The organism is Streptomyces sp. NPDC044064, assembly GCF_056434245.1.
Genome location: NZ_JBWKFN010000036.1, coordinates 19,121 through 36,444 on the forward strand (window position 1 = coordinate 19,121; position 17,324 = coordinate 36,444).

At 71.2% G+C, this 17,324-nt stretch carries 21 protein-coding genes; 13 read left to right on the plus strand and 8 right to left on the minus strand.

Features of this window, described 5'->3' with window-relative positions; genetic code table 11:
- Positions 1-7: 7 nt before the first annotated feature.
- From AC07DS_RS39335 to AC07DS_RS39345, 3 genes are all read right to left on the minus strand, one after another.
- Positions 8-1,693: a bifunctional 3'-5' exonuclease/DNA polymerase gene (locus AC07DS_RS39335; RefSeq protein WP_479153422.1), complete on the minus strand. Its 1,686-nt coding sequence runs from the start codon at positions 1,691-1,693 to the stop codon at positions 8-10.
- 95 nt (positions 1,694-1,788) lie between these two features.
- Positions 1,789-2,559, minus strand: coding sequence for a Clp protease N-terminal domain-containing protein (locus tag AC07DS_RS39340; RefSeq protein ID WP_479153424.1), 771 nt, complete (start codon positions 2,557-2,559; stop codon positions 1,789-1,791).
- A 3-nt stretch (positions 2,560-2,562) separates the two neighbouring features.
- The gene (locus AC07DS_RS39345) at positions 2,563-2,904 is read right to left on the minus strand and encodes a hypothetical protein (RefSeq protein WP_479153426.1); all 342 of its coding nucleotides are present in this window, start codon (positions 2,902-2,904) and stop codon (positions 2,563-2,565) included.
- A 67-nt stretch (positions 2,905-2,971) separates the two neighbouring features.
- On the opposite strand from AC07DS_RS39345, the gene AC07DS_RS39350 reads away from it, so the two are divergent.
- Entirely contained in the window at positions 2,972-4,078 is a 1,107-nt protein-coding gene (locus tag AC07DS_RS39350) for a DUF2786 domain-containing protein (protein ID WP_479153428.1), read from the plus strand.
- Positions 4,079-4,081: 3 nt separating this feature from the next.
- On the opposite strand, the gene AC07DS_RS39355 is transcribed toward AC07DS_RS39350, so the two are convergent.
- Together AC07DS_RS39355 and AC07DS_RS39360 are read right to left on the minus strand one after the other, a co-directional pair.
- Complete coding sequence (locus AC07DS_RS39355) at positions 4,082-4,597, minus strand: DUF4232 domain-containing protein (RefSeq protein WP_479153430.1); 516 nt, start codon at positions 4,595-4,597, stop codon at positions 4,082-4,084.
- Positions 4,598-4,700: 103 nt separating this feature from the next.
- Positions 4,701-5,180, minus strand: coding sequence for a hypothetical protein (locus AC07DS_RS39360; protein WP_479153433.1), 480 nt, complete (start codon positions 5,178-5,180; stop codon positions 4,701-4,703).
- 188 nt (positions 5,181-5,368) lie between these two features.
- Between AC07DS_RS39360 and rpmG the strand changes: the two genes are divergently transcribed.
- From rpmG to AC07DS_RS39385, 5 genes are all read left to right on the plus strand, one after another.
- Positions 5,369-5,533: a 50S ribosomal protein L33 gene (rpmG, locus tag AC07DS_RS39365; protein WP_479153435.1), complete on the plus strand. Its 165-nt coding sequence runs from the start codon at positions 5,369-5,371 to the stop codon at positions 5,531-5,533.
- 71 nt (positions 5,534-5,604) lie between these two features.
- The gene (locus AC07DS_RS39370; protein WP_479153437.1) at positions 5,605-5,976 is read left to right on the plus strand and encodes a VOC family protein; all 372 of its coding nucleotides are present in this window, start codon (positions 5,605-5,607) and stop codon (positions 5,974-5,976) included.
- 11 nt (positions 5,977-5,987) lie between these two features.
- Complete coding sequence (locus AC07DS_RS39375; RefSeq protein ID WP_336115207.1) at positions 5,988-6,341, plus strand: ArsR/SmtB family transcription factor; 354 nt, start codon at positions 5,988-5,990, stop codon at positions 6,339-6,341.
- Positions 6,338-6,808, plus strand: a complete 471-nt coding sequence (locus AC07DS_RS39380; protein WP_479153439.1) for an SRPBCC family protein — start codon at positions 6,338-6,340, stop codon at positions 6,806-6,808. The genes AC07DS_RS39375 and AC07DS_RS39380 overlap by 4 nt, the downstream gene beginning before the upstream one ends.
- A gap of 196 nt (positions 6,809-7,004) precedes the next feature.
- Entirely contained in the window at positions 7,005-7,238 is a 234-nt protein-coding gene (locus AC07DS_RS39385; protein WP_145885903.1) for a DUF397 domain-containing protein, read from the plus strand.
- Between the two features lie 110 nt (positions 7,239-7,348).
- Here AC07DS_RS39385 and AC07DS_RS39390 read toward each other — a convergent pair whose 3' ends face one another.
- The gene (locus AC07DS_RS39390; protein WP_479153441.1) at positions 7,349-7,894 is read right to left on the minus strand and encodes an ATP-binding protein; all 546 of its coding nucleotides are present in this window, start codon (positions 7,892-7,894) and stop codon (positions 7,349-7,351) included.
- A gap of 333 nt (positions 7,895-8,227) precedes the next feature.
- Between AC07DS_RS39390 and AC07DS_RS39395 the strand changes: the two genes are divergently transcribed.
- The 6 genes from AC07DS_RS39395 (at position 8,228) to AC07DS_RS39420 (ending at position 13,715) form a co-directional block, all read left to right on the plus strand.
- Positions 8,228-9,052, plus strand: coding sequence for a helix-turn-helix domain-containing protein (locus AC07DS_RS39395; protein WP_479153587.1), 825 nt, complete (start codon positions 8,228-8,230; stop codon positions 9,050-9,052).
- Positions 9,053-9,144: 92 nt separating this feature from the next.
- A complete protein-coding gene (locus AC07DS_RS39400; protein ID WP_479153443.1) occupies positions 9,145-10,605 on the plus strand; it encodes an aldehyde dehydrogenase family protein in 1,461 nt (486 codons plus the stop codon).
- A gap of 112 nt (positions 10,606-10,717) precedes the next feature.
- Positions 10,718-11,257 (plus strand): DinB family protein, encoded by a 540-nt coding sequence (locus AC07DS_RS39405; RefSeq protein ID WP_479153446.1) that lies wholly within the window; start codon positions 10,718-10,720, stop codon positions 11,255-11,257.
- A gap of 23 nt (positions 11,258-11,280) precedes the next feature.
- Positions 11,281-11,922 (plus strand): PadR family transcriptional regulator, encoded by a 642-nt coding sequence (locus AC07DS_RS39410; RefSeq protein WP_479153448.1) that lies wholly within the window; start codon positions 11,281-11,283, stop codon positions 11,920-11,922.
- A gap of 75 nt (positions 11,923-11,997) precedes the next feature.
- Positions 11,998-12,948, plus strand: coding sequence for an ATP-binding cassette domain-containing protein (locus tag AC07DS_RS39415; protein WP_479153450.1), 951 nt, complete (start codon positions 11,998-12,000; stop codon positions 12,946-12,948).
- A 5-nt stretch (positions 12,949-12,953) separates the two neighbouring features.
- Positions 12,954-13,715 carry an ABC transporter permease gene (locus tag AC07DS_RS39420; RefSeq protein WP_479153589.1) on the plus strand — a complete coding sequence of 254 codons (762 nt, stop codon included), beginning with the start codon at positions 12,954-12,956 and terminating at the stop codon, positions 13,713-13,715.
- Here the strand turns inward: AC07DS_RS39420 and gad are convergent.
- Positions 13,712-15,118, minus strand: a complete 1,407-nt coding sequence (gene gad / locus AC07DS_RS39425) for a glutamate decarboxylase (protein ID WP_479153452.1) — start codon at positions 15,116-15,118, stop codon at positions 13,712-13,714. The two genes, AC07DS_RS39420 and gad, sit on opposite strands and share 4 nt — an antisense overlap.
- A gap of 27 nt (positions 15,119-15,145) precedes the next feature.
- Positions 15,146-16,432, minus strand: a complete 1,287-nt coding sequence (locus tag AC07DS_RS39430; RefSeq protein WP_479153454.1) for an ion channel protein — start codon at positions 16,430-16,432, stop codon at positions 15,146-15,148.
- A 114-nt stretch (positions 16,433-16,546) separates the two neighbouring features.
- Here AC07DS_RS39430 and AC07DS_RS39435 point away from each other — a divergent pair, with 114 nt between their 5' ends.
- The gene (locus tag AC07DS_RS39435; protein WP_479153455.1) at positions 16,547-17,308 is read left to right on the plus strand and encodes a MerR family transcriptional regulator; all 762 of its coding nucleotides are present in this window, start codon (positions 16,547-16,549) and stop codon (positions 17,306-17,308) included.
- Positions 17,309-17,324 lie beyond the last annotated feature (16 nt).

Sequence of the window (17,324 nt, forward strand, 5' to 3'; positions counted from 1 at the left end):
GGGGCCCTCACTTGGCGTCGGCGTAGCACTCCACCACCGCCGTCGTGAACGGGAAGCGCACCGGGGTCTCGCCGAAGGTCAGCCGTCCGGCGAGGTCGGCGGCGTCGCGGATGGCCCGGGCGACGGTGTCGGCCTCCTCGGCGGGGCAGTGCACGATCACCTCGTCGTGCTGGAAGAACACCAGCTCGGCCGCCAGGCCGGCGCAGGACCGGCGCAGCGCGGCGAGCAGCAGCAGGGCCCAGTCGGCGGCGCTGCCCTGCACCACGAAGTTGCGCGCGAAGCGGCCCCGCGCGCGGGAGTTGGTGGAGGCGTAACCGGGGACCCACGGCTGCCCGTCGGCGGTGTCCTCGCCGATCGGGATGCCCGCCTCCTCCTCCGCGTCCTCGCCCTGCCGGGCGGCGGGCGGACAGGTCCGGCCCAGCCAGGTGCGCACGAGCCGGCCCTCCTCGCCGGCCCGCGCGGCCTCGTCGACGTAGGCCACCGCCTTGGGGAACCGGCGGCGCAGCGCGGCGAGGTTCTTCAGACCGTCGCCCGAGGTCTGGCCGTAGACCGCGCCGAGCACGGCGAGCTTGGCCTGGTCGCGGTCGCCGGAGAAGGCGCGATCGGAGACGGACTGGTAGAGGTCGCTCTCGCGGCCGGCGACCTCCATCAGGCCCGGGTCGCGGGAGATCGCCGCCAGCACGCGCGGCTCCATCTGGTCGGCGTCGGCCACGACCAGCCGCCAGCCGGGGTCGGCGACCACGGCCCGCCGGATCACCTTGGGGATCTGCAGCGCGCCCCCGCCGTTGGTCACCCAGCGCCCGGTGACCGTGCCGCCGGCGAGGAACTCGGGCCGGAAGCGGCCGTCGCGGACCCAGTCCTGCAGCCAGGACCAGCCGTGGGCGACCCGGATGCGGTACAGCTTCTTGTACTCCAGCAGCGGTTTCACCGCCGGGTGGTCGAGGGATTCGATCTCCCAGCGGCGGGTGGACTTCACCTTGATCCCGGCCTGGGCGAAGGCCTTGACGACGTCGGCGGGCAGGTCGGGCCGGACCCGGCGGCCGAAGGCGGCGGACACCTCGTCGGCCAGCTCGGCCAGGCGGCGCGGCTCACCGCCGCCCGCGTACCGCTCGCCCAGCAGGTCGTGCAGCAGCTCGCGGTGGACCTCGGCGCTCCAGGGGAGGCCGGCGTGGTTCATCTCGGCCGCCACCAGCATCCCGGCCGACTCGGCGGCGGTCAGCAGCCGCATCCGGTCGGGGTGGGCGGTCTTCTCGTGCCGCCGCTGTTGGTCGGCGTAGACCGCGAGGAGGTCCGCCAGCGGCAGCCGGGTGCCGCTCGGCTCGAACAGCGGCGACTGGGCGCCCGGTTCGGCCGGGCGCAGCGGCGGGTCGGGCGGTACGGGGCCGCCGCGGAGGCGGGCCAGGGCGGCGGCGGCCGAGCGCGGCTCGCCGTACCGGCCCTCGTGGCCCAGCAGAAGTGTCTCGGCGTCCTCGATGTCGTAGCACCGCTCCACTCGCACCCCCGTGGCGAGCAGACGCGGATAGACCTCGGGGGTCGACCGCCACACCCAGCGCGTCACCTCCGGGCGGCTCCGTACCGCCCCGGCGAGATCGCTCTCCCGCCGCACCGGACCGACGGGCAGCCCGTCCGGGCCGAGGGGGGCGACGTCCACGCCACCGTCCTCGGCCGGTGCGAGAGCCCACCGGTCGGTCATGACTGCGAGTGTGGCAGGCGGCACTGACAATGGGGCTGACCTGCGTGTTCGCTCCTCGGGGCCAGGTTTTCCCGGACCGCTGTTCCGGACCCTGCTCAGTCCGCCGGTCCGTCGCTCGCGGCCTCCTCCGCGTCCGAGGCCGCCTTCTTCTGCTCCAGCAGCAGCGCCAGCACCCTGCCGACGTACTCCTCGGTCCCCGCCTTGGTGATGCCGAGCCCGCTGAGGACGCCCGTGCCGTTCTCGTGCTCCAGCAGGGCCAGCAGGAGGTGCTCGGTGCCGATGTAGTTGTGGCCGAGCCGGAGGGCCTCGCGGAAGGTGAGTTCGAGGACCTTCTTGGCCTCCGGGCCGTAGGGGACGAGGTCGGGGACCTCCTCGGCGGCCGGCGGGAGCGCGGCGGTCGCGGCCCGGCGTACGGAGTCCAGCGGGACGCCCTGCGCGGTGACCGCCTTCGCGGCCAGACCCTCCGGCTCGGCCAGCAGCCCGAGGACCAGGTGCTCGGGGCGGCCCTCGGTGCTGCGCGCGGCCAGCGCCTCGTTGTGCGCGGCCATGACCACGTTCCGCGCGCGCGGGGTGTAGCGGCTGAAGCCCTGGCTGGGGTCGAGGTCGGTGGACTCCTTCGGCACGAACCGCTTCTGCGCCGCCTGCCGGGTCACGCCCATGCTCCTGCCGATGTCGGTCCAGGAGGCCCCCGAGCGGCGGGCCTGGTCGACGAAGTGGCCGATCAGATGGTCGGCCACGTCATCGAGGTGGTCGGCGGCGATCACCGCGTCCTGGAGCTGGTCGAGAGGTTCGGTGTGGACCTTCTTGATCGCCTCGATGAGGTCGTCGAGGCGCACGGATGCCGTGATGTTCGGATGGGTCGCCATGTGTCAACCGTAGGTTGTCACTTCGGGAGTGTCAACCGGTGGTTGACAGTTCGGATGTCCTGCCCGTGCCGGCTGCTCGGGCGCGGCCGCCAGGCGCACCGCCGGCACCGCGAACACCGTTCCGCTGAAGTGATCCAGGCCCCGGGTCGCCCGTCGGCTGCGCCGCAGCGGCGAGGCGAACCGCCCGGAGGCCGGCCCGACCGAGCCGTCCATCAGAAGGCCCGCCGGCGTCCCGGTTCCCGGCAGGGTCAGGAACAGCGCCGCCAGGCCGAGCACCGAGGCGACCGCGTGCGCGGGTGACCGAATTCCGTGGAGTGAGATGCCGCAGTCCAGGCGGTCGCGCACGGAAGGTTGTCCACAGGGTGTGGACAGCCTCGGCCCGCTGTCCGCGGCTCATGGCACGATCGACAGCGTGACCAGCACCTCCAGCACCGTCGAGCGGGCCTTCCGGGCCGCCCTGTACGACGACACCGACGCCGGACTCGACACGGGCGCCTCCCTGCTCGCCGCCGACCCCGCGGTCGACGCCGAACTCGTGGGGCGCGGCGAGGAGTTCGTCGCCACGGCCTGGCAGCGCGGCTGGCAGCCCGCCGATGTCGTACGGCTCGTACGGCGCGACCTGGAGGACGGCCACGTCCGCCTGGCCGCGGGGCTGATCCGGGCGCAGGCCGGGCGGGACCGCCCGCGCGGACGCCGCTGGGCAGCCCAGTTGGAGGCCCTGCCGCAGGACTCCGCGCGCGGCGGCGACCGTTTCTCGCACGCCACCGCCGTCCTCCAGCTGTACCGCCTGCTGCTGCGGCTGCCCGCCCTGGAGCCTCTCGAGGAGCCGCGTCGCGAGCACGGACCCGCCGCCTCCCGCATGCTCGCGCGGATCCGCGCCCTGCTCGCCAAGGCCGAGGCCACCGGGTATCCGGAGGAGGCCGAGGCGCTCAGCGCCAAGGCGCAGGAGCTGATGGCCCGGCACAGCGTCGACGAGGCGCTGCTCGCCGCCGCTGCCCCCGCGCCGGACGTGCCCGGCGCCTGCCGCATCGGCGTCGAGCCGCCGTACGAACAGGCCAAGGCGATGCTGCTGGACGCGGTCGCCACCGCCAACCACTGCCGCGCGGTGTGGAACGAGCCGCTGGGCTTCTCCACCGTCGTCGGCTTCGAGGCGGACCTGGAGGCGGTCGAACTGCTCCACACCTCGCTGCTGGTGCAGGCCACGCACGCGATGACCAGGGCGGAGGCCGCCCAGCGGGCCGGGGGCCGGGGGCGCACCAAGACCTTCCGGCAGTCCTTCCTCGCGGCCTACGCCCACCGTGTCGGCGACCGTCTCGCGGCCGTGGCCGAGACCCAGGTGACCCAGGACCTGCTGCCCGTCCTCGCCACCCGCGAGGTGGCCGTCACCGACCGGCTGGAGCGCATGTTCCCCGAGACCACCACGACCCGGCTGCGCGGCGTGACCGACGCGGCCGGCTGGACGGAGGGCGCGCGAGCGGCGGACGAGGCCCAGGTCAGGGCCCGCCCCAGGCTGCCGTGAGGGTCAGTCGCCGACCTGCTGGAAGGCGCTGACGGAGGCGTTCGGGGTCCCCTGCGTGCCCTTGGCGGCGACGGGCCCGTACGACCAGGGGAAGCTCCGGGTGGTGCTGGAGCCGGGCAGGGAGATCAGCACGGTCTTCGCCTCGACGCTGCTCCTGTCGCCCGCCTTGCCGCGCACATAGGAGATGGTGAAGCTCGCCGAGTCGCCCTTGGCGAGCTTCAGCTTCTGGGCCTTCGCCCCCTGCTGCACGGGCACGTCGACCGCGGCGGCGCCCGTCTTCAGCCGGGCGCCCGGGAACTTGTCCAGGGTGCAGGGCGCGCTCTGGTTGGTGATGCTGACGGGCACCTCGCCCGTGTCACCGGCGGCCGGGGCGACGCTGGCCGACCCGATCTGCACGGACACACCGCCGATCTCGCAGGCGGAGCTGCTCTTTCCGTTCTTGCCGCCGCCGCCGTCATTGCAGGCGGTCAGCAGGAGGGCGGCAGCGAGGGCGGTGACGGTGAGCGGAATGGCGCGCATGAGCAGATCCCCATCGAGGTCGTGACGGTCTCCCCGCATCATGGCCCCTGCGCCCGGGACGCGATCACGCACCCCGGGCGAATTCACCGCTTCAGGGGCCCCGTCACTGCTTCACGGGTGCCGTCGGCAGCCCGGACGGCAGCTTGCCGCCCTCGGCCTTGGTGTAGGTCTCCTGGCCCAGCTTGCCCGACCAGGTCACCTTCATCGCGTCCGCCCGCACCGAGTCGACCATTCCGGTGACCCGGTCCTTGCTGCCGCCGGTGCAGGTCAGATGGATCATCTGCATGCCCGCCTCGGTACCCGCGGCACCGCTGCACACCGTTCCGCCGGTCACGAACAGCCCGGCCTGTTTCCCGGTGATCACCAGGGCCACGATGCTGCCCTTGCTGGTGGTGATCCAGCTGCCCTGGAGCTTGTCGGAGGAGCCCGTCACGGCGCCCGTGCCCGTGGACGTCGGGGTCGCGCTCGGGGTGGGCGAGGAGTCGTCCTCGGAGCCGCCCCCGCTGCACCCGGTCAGCGCGAGCGCGCCCACCAGCCCCGCGGCCGCGGCCGCGGTCCGCACCCTTGCAGTCGCCGTAGTCACGTCAAGCTCCCCAAGCTCTGGCGGGCCGGCCGCACCGGGGCCGTCGGCCCGTCGTGGTCGGTGCCCCCCGGACCGGAGGGACCGCAGCAAGTTACCAGCCGTTATCAGGAGGACTTCCGGACACCGGGCAGGAATCCGTTGTGAGGCCATGTTTGACAATGGGATTCATTTTCATTCATATGCCCGGCATGGCACGCAACGAACTCCGCCCGGTCGTCAGGCTCCGGTCCACGGCCGGTACCGGGCACACCTATGTGACCCGCAAGAACCGCCGCAACGACCCGGACCGCATGACGCTGCGCAAGTACGACCCGGTCGCCGGCCGGCATGTCGAGTTCCGAGAGGAGCGCTGAGGCAGCCCACTGATAGGTAGGCAATTCCCTACGGTTGACGCGTAGGGAATTGCCTACCTATTCTTTGGGGCATGACCATCACGCACGCCTCGTTCGTCACGCTGCCCGTCACCGACCAGGACCGCGCCCTGCGCTTCTACCGGGACCTCCTCGGCTTCGAGGTGACCGCCGACCTCCGGATGCCGCCGGGTCGCTGGCTCCAGGTCGCGCCGAAGGGCGCGCAGACCGTCTTCACGCTCTCCGGGCCCGGCATGGGGGATTTCGAGCCCGGTTCGGCCCGGGGGATCATGTTGGTGACGACCGATGTCGACGCCGACTGCGCACGGCTCGCCGAGGCGGGCACCGCGGTGCAGGGCCCCGACGAGTACCCCTGGGGGCGGATGGCTTCCTTTCGGGACCCGGACGGCAACGGTCTGATGCTGCTCACGGAGGTTCACCAGTAGAAAGGCCGGCGATGACCGCAGCCGGAAGCCGGGAGGCCGTCGACGATCGCGTCTTCGCCGCGCTCGCCAACGCCACCCGCAGGGAAGTGCTCCGGCTGCTGCGCGAGCGCGGGCCGCAGCCCGTGCAGGCCCTGGCCGACCACTTCGACATGCGCCGCCCGAGCCTCTCGGAACACCTCAGGGTGCTCCGGGAGGCCGGCCTCGTCTCCGAGCAGCGCTCGGGCCGGCAGCGGATCTACCGCCTGGAGGCGGCCCCGCTCGCCGAGGTGCAGGACTGGCTCCACCCGTACGAGCGGTTCTGGCGGGAGCGGCTGAAGGGCCTCGGTGATCTGCTCGACCGCATGCCGGACGATGACCGCCCATGAACACCGCACCCGGCGACGCCGACGACCTCACCACGATCCGCGTCGACCAGTTCTTCCCGCACCCGCCCGCCAAGGTCTGGCGCGCCCTGACCGAGCCCGGTCTGCTGGCCCGCTGGCAGATGCCCGGTGCCGAGGGCTTCCGGCTCGAGGTCGGTCACCGGTACCGGATGACCTCGGTCCCGCGTCCCGGCACCCGCTTCTCCGGTGTCGTGGAAGTGCAGGTGCTGGCCTACGACACCGGGCGGATGCTGTCCCTCCGGTGGGCGGACGCCGATCCGGCCAATCCCGCGGACTGGACCATTACCTGGACCCTGGAACAGGAAGGGCGCGGAACGCGTCTGTTCCTAGTGCACGAGGGATTCGATCCGGACGACCCGGCGCAGATGATGGCTCGGAAGATCATGGACGGGGGCTGGAGGGGGCATGTGCTGCCGTCTCTGGGGCAGACGCTGGAACGACTTCGGTAAAGCGGACGTCAAAGCTGTAATCACGGGAACACCCCCGTGCACGTGCATCTGCTCATGCATCTGCACATGAACAGGGTTATGATCCGGGTCGGTTGACTACAGCATCCATGGCCACACCAGCCAGTGCACCACCGGGGAGCGACCTGTGGACCGCGACGTTGACGGCGTGTACGGGGGGTACGACGTGTACAACGGCATGGCTTACAACGGCATGGCTGCCACGCAGCTGGACGGCGTGGCCTGGCAGAAGAGCAGACACAGCAACTCGCAGGGCTCCTGCGTGGAGTTCGCGAGGCTGCCCGGCGGCGAGGTGGCCGTGCGCAACTCGCGCTTCCCGGACGGGCCCGCGCTCGTCTACACGCGCGCGGAGATCGAGGCCATGCTCCTCGGTATCAAGGACGGCGAGTTCGACCATCTGATCGCCGGCTGAAACGACTCACCGGCCCGGTCGGCCGGGGTGGTCGGGACAGTCGGGCGGCGGCCGGGCGAAGTCCGGGTGTACGCGCGTAGAAATGTGGCGTCGGTCGACGCCGCATTGCGTCACTCGGCCGTTCGGAGCCGGAACAGCGCCCAGACGACCTTGCCGTCGAGGCTGCCCGCGAGCGGGTGCCAGCCCCAGCTGTCGGCGAAGGAGTCGACCAGGAACAGTCCGCGCCCCGACTCGGCCGAGAAGTCGTCCGAGTCGCGCGGGACGGGTGTCTCGTGACTGGGGTCGCGCACCGCGCACACGAGCCGCTCGGTCCAGCGCATCAGGTGCAGCCGTACCGAGGGTGCGCGCTCGGGGCACACCGTGTCGGCCGAGTCGGAGGACGCGGCCCGCAAGGCCTCGCCGGAAGGGCGGTGGGGAAGCGGCAGTCCGTGACGCAGGGCGTTGGTGACGAGTTCGGAGACGACCAGACATATGTCGTCGAAGCGGTCGCCCACGTCCCACTGGTCCAGAGTGGCCCGGGTGAAGCGGCGGGCCTCGCGCACCGCTTCGTAGCGGGCGGGCAGAGCGCAGGAGGCGGCATCGGACACGGCCGCGGGATCCAGCGGCGGAAGGCCCTGCCGTAACGGCTTGAGCATGGTCGATCCATTCGTTCCCATGCGAGGCACTCCCGGGAATTCGCGGTCGTTGCGATGCAGCGGTGGCGCTGCACCATGGTTTCGGATGGGAAGGGCAGATGCAAGGGCAGATGCACGTGCACGCGACCGAATTGAACCTGCCCGTACCGCTTCTTGGCCATTTTTTCCGCCAACTTGGATCGCAAGTCTGTCAGAGGTCCTGACCTCTTCCTGTGGAAAACGGCTGACCTCTTTCCGTTTCCGTAACCGGACGAGTACTGCTCGAAGTGTTTTAGTGGCAGACTTCGGCCCCAAAGACGGTTGGGGAGGCTGGCGAACGTGAGCGCGGGAGAGCCCGGATCGGTGGTGCGGCGCATGCTGCTCGGCTCGCAACTCAGGCGACTGCGTGAAGCACGGGGGATCACGCGCGAGGCGGCGGGGTACTCGATCCGTGCGTCCGAGTCGAAGATCAGCCGGATGGAGCTGGGCCGGGTGAGCTTCAAGACCAGGGACGTGGAAGACCTGTTGACGCTGTACGGCATCACCGACGAAGCGGAGCGCGAGTCCCTGCTCTCCCTCGCCCGGGAGGCCAACGTCGCGGGCTGGTGGCACAGTTACACCGACGTGCTGCCCAGCTGGTTCCCCACCTATGTGGGTCTGGAGGGCGCCGCCTCCCTGGTCCGGGTGTACGAGGTGCAGTTCGTGCACGGCCTGCTGCAGACCGAGGAGTACGCCCGCGCGGTGGTCCGGCGCGGGATGAAGGGCGCCGGCGCGGCTGACGTGGAGCGGCGGGTGGCGCTGCGTCTGGAGCGGCAGAAGCACCTGCTCGACGACAACGCCCCCGAGTTCCACATCGTCCTGGACGAGGCCGCCCTGCGCCGTCCCTACGGTGACCGCGACGTGATGCGCGGCCAGCTCCAGCACCTGATCGAGATCTCCCAGCGGCCCAACGTGCGGCTGCAGGTCATGCCGTTCGGCTTCGGCGGGCACTCCGGCGAGAGCGGCGCCTTCACCATCCTCAGCTTCCCCGAGTCGGACCTGTCCGACGTGGTGTACGTGGAGCAGCTGACCAGCGCCCTCTACCTGGACAAGCGTGAGGACGTCGCCCAGTACGAGCAGGCACTGAAGGAGCTGCAGCAGGACAGCCCGGGCCCGGACGAGAGCCGGGACCTCTTGCGGGGTCTGCTTCAGCTGTCTTGAGCGCTTACCTTCAACTCTCTTGAATCACAAGTACGATGACGGATGATCAGACCGTGACCAGGATCTGGCATCGCTAGTGATTGAGGGATCACATGTCGTCCTACTTCACCGAGCTGGCCCAGCAGTACATCGACGGTGAATGGCGCCCGGGCACCGGTTCCTGGGACGTCATCGACTTCAACCCCTACGACGACGAGAAGCTGGCCTCGATCACGGTGGCCACCGTCGAAGAGGTCGACCAGGCCTACCGGGCCGCGGCCCGTGCCCAGAAGCAGTGGGCCGCGACCAACCCGTACACCCGTCGTGCGGTCTTCGAGCGGGCCCTGAGGCTGATAGAGGACCGCGAGCAGGAGATAGCCGACCTGATCATCGCGGAGCTCGGCGGCACGCGCGTGAAGGCGGGCTTCGAGCTTCACCTCGCCAAGGAGTTCTTGCGCGAGTCGGTCCACCTGGCGCTGCGTCCCGAGGGGAAGATCCTGCCCTCGCCGGCGGACGGCAAGGAGAACCGCGTCTACCGGGTGCCGGTCGGTGTGGTGGGCGTGATCAGCCCGTTCAACTTCCCGTTCCTGCTGTCGATCAAGTCGGTGGCCCCGGCCCTCGCCCTCGGCAACGGTGTGGTGCTCAAGCCGCACCAGAACACCCCGATCGCCGGCGGCACCCTGGTCGCGAAGATCTTCGAGGAAGCCGGACTGCCCGGCGGCCTGCTCAACGTCGTCGTCACCGACATCGCCGAGATCGGCGACGCCTTCATCGAGCACCCGGTCCCCAAGGTCATCTCCTTCACCGGCTCCGACAAGGTCGGCCGGCACGTGGCCACCGTCTGCGCCTCGCACTTCAAGCGCTCGGTGCTCGAACTGGGCGGCAACAGCGCGCTGGTGGTCCTGGACGACGCCGACATCGACTACGCGGTCGACGCGGCGGTCTTCAGCCGGTACGTCCACCAGGGCCAGGTCTGCATGGCCGCGAACCGGGTGCTCGTGGACCGCTCGATCGCCGACGAGTTCACCGAGAAGTTCGTAGCCAAGGTCAGGACGCTCAAGGTCGGCGACCCGCGAGACCCGCAGACCGTCATCGGCCCGGTGATCAACTCCGCGCAGGCCAACGCCGTTTCGGGCGCCGTCGAGCAGGCGCTCGCCGAGGGCGCCACGGCCCTGGTGCACGGCACCACCACGGGCAACCTGGTCGAGCCCAGCGTGCTCACCGACGTCCCCGCCGACTCCGCGCTGCTCCAGCAGGAGGTCTTCGGGCCGGTCGTCTTCCTCGTCCCCTTCGACGGCGAGGAGGAGGCGGTCCGGATCGTCAACGACACCCCGTACGGCCTCAGCGGCGCGGTCCACACGGGCGACATCGAGCGCGGTGTGGCGTTCGCCAAGCAGATCGACACGGGCATGTTCCACGTGAACGACGGCACGGTGCACGACGAGCCGCTCGTGCCCTTCGGCGGTGAGAAGCACTCCGGCCTCGGCCGTCTGAACGGCGAGACGACCCTGGAGGCCTTCACCACGATCAAGTGGATCTCGGTGCAGCACGGCCGCAGCGGCTTCCCCTTCTAGGCCGGATTCCGGAACATTCTCGATCGGCGGGCCCTTGCGGACAGAACCTGACCGCAAGGGCCCGTAGCTTCGTCGGTGGCAGGGAAACGGACCCGATGGAAGGCGGTCGGTCATGGTCACTCACGTGGCGGCGGAGACGCAGGGCGACGAGCGGGGAGCGCTGCTGGCGTTCATCGAGGAACAGCGCGGCGGGATCCGCCGGGCGCTGCTGGGGCTGACCGAGGAGCAGGCCCGATCCCACCCGAGCGCCAGCGAGCTGTCCCTGGGCGGACTGCTCAAGCACGTCGCCGAGGTCGAGCAGGGCTGGGTGGCCCGGGCCAAGCAGGAACCGCCGGCGATCCGGCGCGACGAATCGAACTGGCACGAGAGTTTCCAGCTCGTCGGCGACGAGACGATCGCCTCGCAGCTCGCGTTCTGGGAGGAGGTCACCGCCGAGACGGAGAAGTTCATCCGATCCGCGCCCAGCCTGGACGACAGCTTCCCGCTGCCGCCCGACCCGTGGTTCCCGCCGGAGGGCCGCGTCTCCCTGCGCTGGCTGTGCCTGCACCTGATCCGCGAGACGGCCCGGCACGCCGGCCACGCCGACATCATCCGCGAGTCCCTGGACGGGAAGACCGCGTTCGAGCTGGTGGCCCTGGAGCAGGCGGGCTAGCTGCGCGCCATAACCTGGACCGCATGTCAGCGATCCGTCTTCTCGTGCTGGGCGCGGTGCGCCAGCACGGGCGGGCCCATGGCTACCAGGTGCGCAACGACCTGGAGTACTGGGGCGCGCACGAGTGGTCCAACGCCAAGCCGGGCTCGATCTACCACGCCCTGAAGCAGATGGAGAAGCAGGGGCTGCTGCACGCGCACGAGATCGCGCCCTCCACGGCCGGCGGGCCGCCGCGCACCGAGTACGAGATCACGGACCGGGGCGAGGAGGAATTCTTCCGGCTGCTGCGGGAGTCCCTGGTCTCCTACGACCAGAAGATGGACATCCAGTCGGCGGCCATCGGCTTCCTGGTCGAGCTGGCGCGGGCCGAGGCGCTGGACCTGCTCCGGGAGCGGATCCGGCGGATCGGGCAGTGGCGGGCCGCCGTCACCGGGCACTACATCCCCGAGGACGGTCCCGGGCAGCTCGGCCACATCGGCGAGATCATGAACCTCTGGGTCCACACGGCCGACTCCGACGAGGCCTGGACCCAGGGGCTGATCGCCCGCCTGGAGGCGGGCGCCTACACGTTCGCCGGCGAGGGCGAGCGCTTCGTGGGCGTGCTCACCGAGGGTCAGGAGAACCCGTACGCGACGGGGGAGCGGCATCCGGAGGACGACCGCTAATCAAGTTTGACCAATGGGTCGGCCCGCGTTACTTTCGAGGAAGTAGTCAAGTTTGACTAGCGAGGGAGTTGGCACGTGGCCGACACGGCGATCACCGTCGAGGACGCACGCAAGACCTACGGCACCAGACACGCCCTGGACGGGCTCGACCTGCACATCAGCCGCGGCACGGTGCACGCGGTGCTCGGCCCCAACGGGGCGGGCAAGACCACCCTGGTGCGGATCCTGTCCACCCTGCTCAGGCCGGACGGCGGCCGCGTCGAGGTCGCCGGGCACGACGTCCTCACCGAGGCCCGCGCGGTGCGGCGGCGCATCGGCCTGCTGGGCCAGTACGCGGCCCTGGACGAGCAGCTGGACGGCCGGCAGAACCTGGAGATGTTCGCCCGCCTGCACCACCTCGGCGCCCGCCGCGCGCGCGTGCGCGCCGCCGAACTCCTGGACCGCTTCGGCCTCGGCGACACCGGCCGCACCCCGGTGGCCCGCTACAGCGGCGGCATGCGCCGCCGCCTCGACCTCGCGGCCTCTCTGATCACCGACCCCGAGGTGCTCTTCCTGGACGAGCCGACGACCGGCCTCGACCCGCGCGGCCGCGCGGAGGTCTGGGCCGCCGTCCGCTCCCTGGTCGGCGGCGGCACGACGGTCCTGCTCACCACCCAGTACCTGGAGGAGGCCGACCAGCTGGCCCATCGCATCGCCTTCGTGGACCACGGCCGGGTCGTCGCCGACGGCACCCCCGACGAGCTGAAGACCCTCACCGGCGGCGACCGCATCGACGTCGTCCTGCGCGACGCGGGCCGGCTCGGCGAGGCCGTCGCCCTGCTGCCCGTCACCGGCGTCTCGGTGGACACCGACCGACGGCTGCTCAGCGCCGCGGTCACCGACCGCATGAGCGCGCTCTCCGGGGTCGTACGCGCCCTCGACGCGGCCGGCATCGAGGCGGCGGACGTCGCCCTGCGCCGGCCCACACTGGACGAGGTGTTCCTGCACCTGACCGGTGACGGGAACCGAGTGAAGGAGGCCGTGTGATGGCGGTGGCCCCGTACGTCCTGACCGACTCCTGGACCATGACCCGGCGCGAACTCGCCCACTGGGCACGGCAGCCCGGGCAGGTGCTGGTGGCCCTGGTCTTCCCGGTGATGCTGCTGCTGATGTTCGGCTACCTGGTCGGCGGCGGCCGGGGCGTCACCGGCGACTACGTCGACTACCTGGTGCCCGGCATGCTCGCGCTCACCATGGCCTTCGGCCTGGAAGGCACGATGCTCAACGTCACCCAGGACCTCGACAAGGGCGTCATCGACCGCTTCCGCTCCCTGCCCATGACCAACGGGGCGGTCCTGGTGGGCCGTTCGGCGGCCGACATGCTCCAGTCGGCGGTCGCGCTCGCCCTGATGACGGCGGTTGCGTACGCGCTCGGCTGGCGGGCGCACGGCGGCCCGGGCGCCTTCCTGGGCGCCGTGGGTCTGCTCCTGCTGCTCCGCTTCGCGATGCTCTGGGTCGGCATCCACCTCGCCCTGGTCGCCGGCCGGCCCGAGATGGTCCAGGGCGTGCAGATCCTCGTCTGGCCGGTCGGCTTCTTCTCCAACGCCCTCGCCACGCCGGACGCCATGCCCCACTGGCTGGGCACGGCCGTCCGGTGGAACCCGCTGTCGCGGACAGCGACGGCGGTGCGCGACCTGCTCGGCGGCCAGGGCGGCGATCCGGGCCACGTGGGGGCGGCCGTGATCTGGCCGCTCGGCCTGCTGGCCGTGTTCCTCCCGCTGGCGGTACGGAAGTTCGCGCGCCTGGGCCGCTAGTGGTGGAAGCCGGTGGCCGCCTCCTTGTCCCGGGTCAGTGGATGCGGCTGCCGGCGCAGCTCCGGCACCAGGCGGGCCAGGTCGTCCACGAACAGGTCGGCGAGGTCGTGGGAGAAGCCGTTGCGGCACACGATCCGGATCACGGCGAGATCCTCCCGGTTGGGCGGGAAGGTGTACGCGGGCACCAGCCAGCCGCCCTCGCGCAGCCGCCGGGCGACGTCGAAGACGTCGTACGACGTCACGCCCTCAGCGGTGGTGAAGGCGAACACCGGCAGTTCGTCGCCGTGTGTGAGCAGCCGGAAGTCGTCCAGCGCCTCGATCCTGCCGGCGACGTAGCGCGCCACGTCCCGGGTCGACTGCTGCACCGCCCGGTAGCCCTCCCGGCCCAGCCGCAGGAACGTGTAGTACTGCGCGACCACCTGGGCGCCGGGCCGGGAGAAGTTGAGCGCGAAGGTCGGCATGTCGCCGCCCAGGTAGTTCACCCGGAAGACCAGTTCGTCGGGCAGCGCCTCCTTGTCCCGCCACAGGGCCCAGCCGACGCCCGGGTAGACCAGGCCGTACTTGTGGCCCGAGGTGTTGATCGAGGCCACGCGCGGGAGGCGGAAGTCCCACACCAGGTCCTCGTCGAGGAAGGGCGCCACCATGGCCCCGGACGCGCCGTCCACGTGCACCGGGATGTCCAGACCGGTGCGCTCCTGGAGGTCGTCCAGGGCCGTGCACAGGTCCGCGATCGGCTCGTAGGACCCGTCGAAGGTGGAGCCGAGGATGCCGACGACCCCGATGGTGTTCTCGTCGCACAGCTCGGCCGCCGCCTGCGGATCCAGGTGGTACCGCTCGCCCTCCATCGGGACCAGCCGGGGCTCCACCTCCCAGAAGTTGCAGAACTTGTCCCAGCAGACCTGGACGTTGACGCCCATGACCAGGTTCGGGCGTGCCCCCGGGTAGCGGTCGGCGTTGCGCTTCGCCCAGCGCCGCTTCAGCGCCATCCCGGCGAGCATGCACGCCTCGCTGGATCCCGTGGTCGAACAGCCCACGGCGGCCGACGGGTCCGGCGCGTTCCACAGGTCGGCGAGCATCGCCACACAGCGCCGCTCCAGCTCGGCCGTGCGCGGGTACTCGTCCTTGTCGATCATGTTCTTGTCCGTGCACTCCGCCATCAGCACCCCGGCCTGCGGCTCCATCCACGTGGTGACGAACGTGGCCAGGTTCAGACGGGAGTTGCCGTCCAGCATCAGCTCGTCGTGCACGATCTGCGCCGCCGTGGTGGGAGGCAGGGGCGTGTCGGGGAGCCGGTGCTTGGGCGGGGCCTCGGCCATCTCGACAACCGGGTTCGCCTCCCCGAAGAACGGGTTGACCGACATCGGCCGCTCGTCGTGCTTCTCGGGACCTCTGTGCAGGGCCATGTACGTGCCTCCAGAAACGGGAGTTGGTCAGCGGATCTGTGTGCCGTCCGCCCGCATCTGCATCTGCGGCCGCCCCGTCACCAGCAGCCAGGCCGGCAGCGAGGCGATGCAGAGCAGGGCGAGGATGGCGGGCGAGGCGACCAGGACCGCCGCGGTGAACAGGCTCACCCAGCCTTGCCGGGTGATGGCCAGGAGCATGCCCAGCACGCCCGCCGCCACCCCCACGGCGGGCTGGACGCCGGGCACCAGGGCGTGGGCGCACAGACCGAGTGCGGTGCCGATGAACACGCCGGGGAAGATCCGGCCGCCGCGGAAGCCGCAGGTCGCGGCGACCGTCAGGGCGGCCAGTTTCACCACCGTCATGGTGGCGAACTGTCCGGCCGTCCAGCCCTCGGGGTCGGCCGCCAGCTCGGAGATCTGGTCCAGCCCCTTGAAGAGCGTCAGCGGGCCGCCCAGGGCCCCCAGCGCACCCAGGACGAGTCCGCCCACCGGAAGCATCAGCATCGGGTGCCGCAGCCGCTGGAAGGCGCGGTGGAGGTACGGGAAGGCGTGGACCGCGCACATGCCGAGCACCGCTGCGACCGACGCGACGACGATCGCCGCCAGGATGTTGCCCGCGTCCGGCCGGCCGACCGGGGGCAGATGGAGGTCGAAGCTCGGGTGGTGGAGGAGGTCGGTCGTCAGGGCGCCCGTCGCGGCGGCGGCCAGCGGGGCGAAGAGGTTGTCCCACAGCAGCCCTCTGATCCGCTGCCCGGCCAGTGCCTCCGAGATCACCAGGGCGGCGGCCACCGGGGTGCCGAACAGCGCGCCGAGCGTCCCCGCCTCCGCCAGTGCCATCCACAGCGGGTTCGGCAGCCTGGGCATGAACCGGTGGCCCAGCCACACCGCCAGCCCGACGTTCGTGGCGATGATCGGGTTCTCGGGGCCCAGGCTCGGGCCGCCCGCGAGCATCAGGGCCGCCGCCAGCAGCAGGCCGGGCAGTACGACGGGCGGCAGCGCGGGCGCGTTCAGCCCCATGGTGGCCGGGTCCGGACCCGCGTGTCCCGGCACCTTCCACACCACCAGACCGACCGCGATGCCGGTCGCGGTGAGCATGACGAAGATCCACAGCGTGGAGTAGCCGCCGATCCCCAGGGCGGCGGGCAGGTTCTGCCACAGCACGTCTTCGAGCTGCTCGGCGGCGACGCTCACCCCGACGTAGAGCAGGCTGCACACCACGCCCACGAGCAGAGCGGGCAGGATCAGGGGCAACAGGGCGCGCGCGGGGGCCGCGGGAGCGGTGGTGGGCGCTTGCTGCGCGCTGTCCTGGGCCACGAGATCACCATAAGCGGACAAAAGATGTCGAACATCCCGAAACGAAACGGGGTTGCACCTCACGTGGCGTGAGGCCTCAGCGTGGAGGACGTACCGACGACAAGGAGCGGAAAAGTGAGCTACTCCGTGGGACAGGTCGCGGGGTTCGCCGGGGTCACGGTGCGCACCCTGCACCACTACGACGAGATCGGCCTGCTCGTGCCCAGCGAGCGCACCCACGCCGGCCACCGGCGCTACGGCGACGCCGACCTCGACCGGCTCCAGCAGATCCTGTTCTACCGGGAGCTCGGCTTCCCGCTCGACGAGGTCGCGGCCCTTCTCGACGATCCGGAGGCGGACCCGCGTGTGCACCTGCGCCGCCAGCATGAGCTGCTGACCGCCCGGATCGAGAAGCTGCAGAAGATGGCCGCGGCCGTGGAGCACGCGATGGAGGCACGCACGATGGGCATCAACCTCACGCCCGAGGAGCGGTTCGAGGTCTTCGGGGACAAGGACCCCGAGCAGTACGCCGAGGAGGCGGAGCAGCGCTGGGGCGGCACCGAGGCGTACGCGGAGTCGCAGCGCCGCGCCGCCCGCTACACCAAGGAGGACTGGAAGCGCCTCCAGGCGGAGGTCGACGACTGGACCGAGCGCTACGTCGCCCTGATGACCGCCGGCGAGCAGCCGTCGGGGGAGGCGGCCATGGACCTGGCCGAGGAGCACCGCCGGCACATCGGCAAGTGGTTCTACGAGTGCCCGCACCCCATGCACCGCTGCCTGGGCGCGATGTACGTCGCCGACGAGCGCTTCAAGGCGTTCTACGACGCCATGCGGCCCGGGCTCGCCGATCACCTGAGCGAGGCGATCACCGCGAACGCGGACCGGCACACCGCGTGACGCCTGGCCCGGGGGC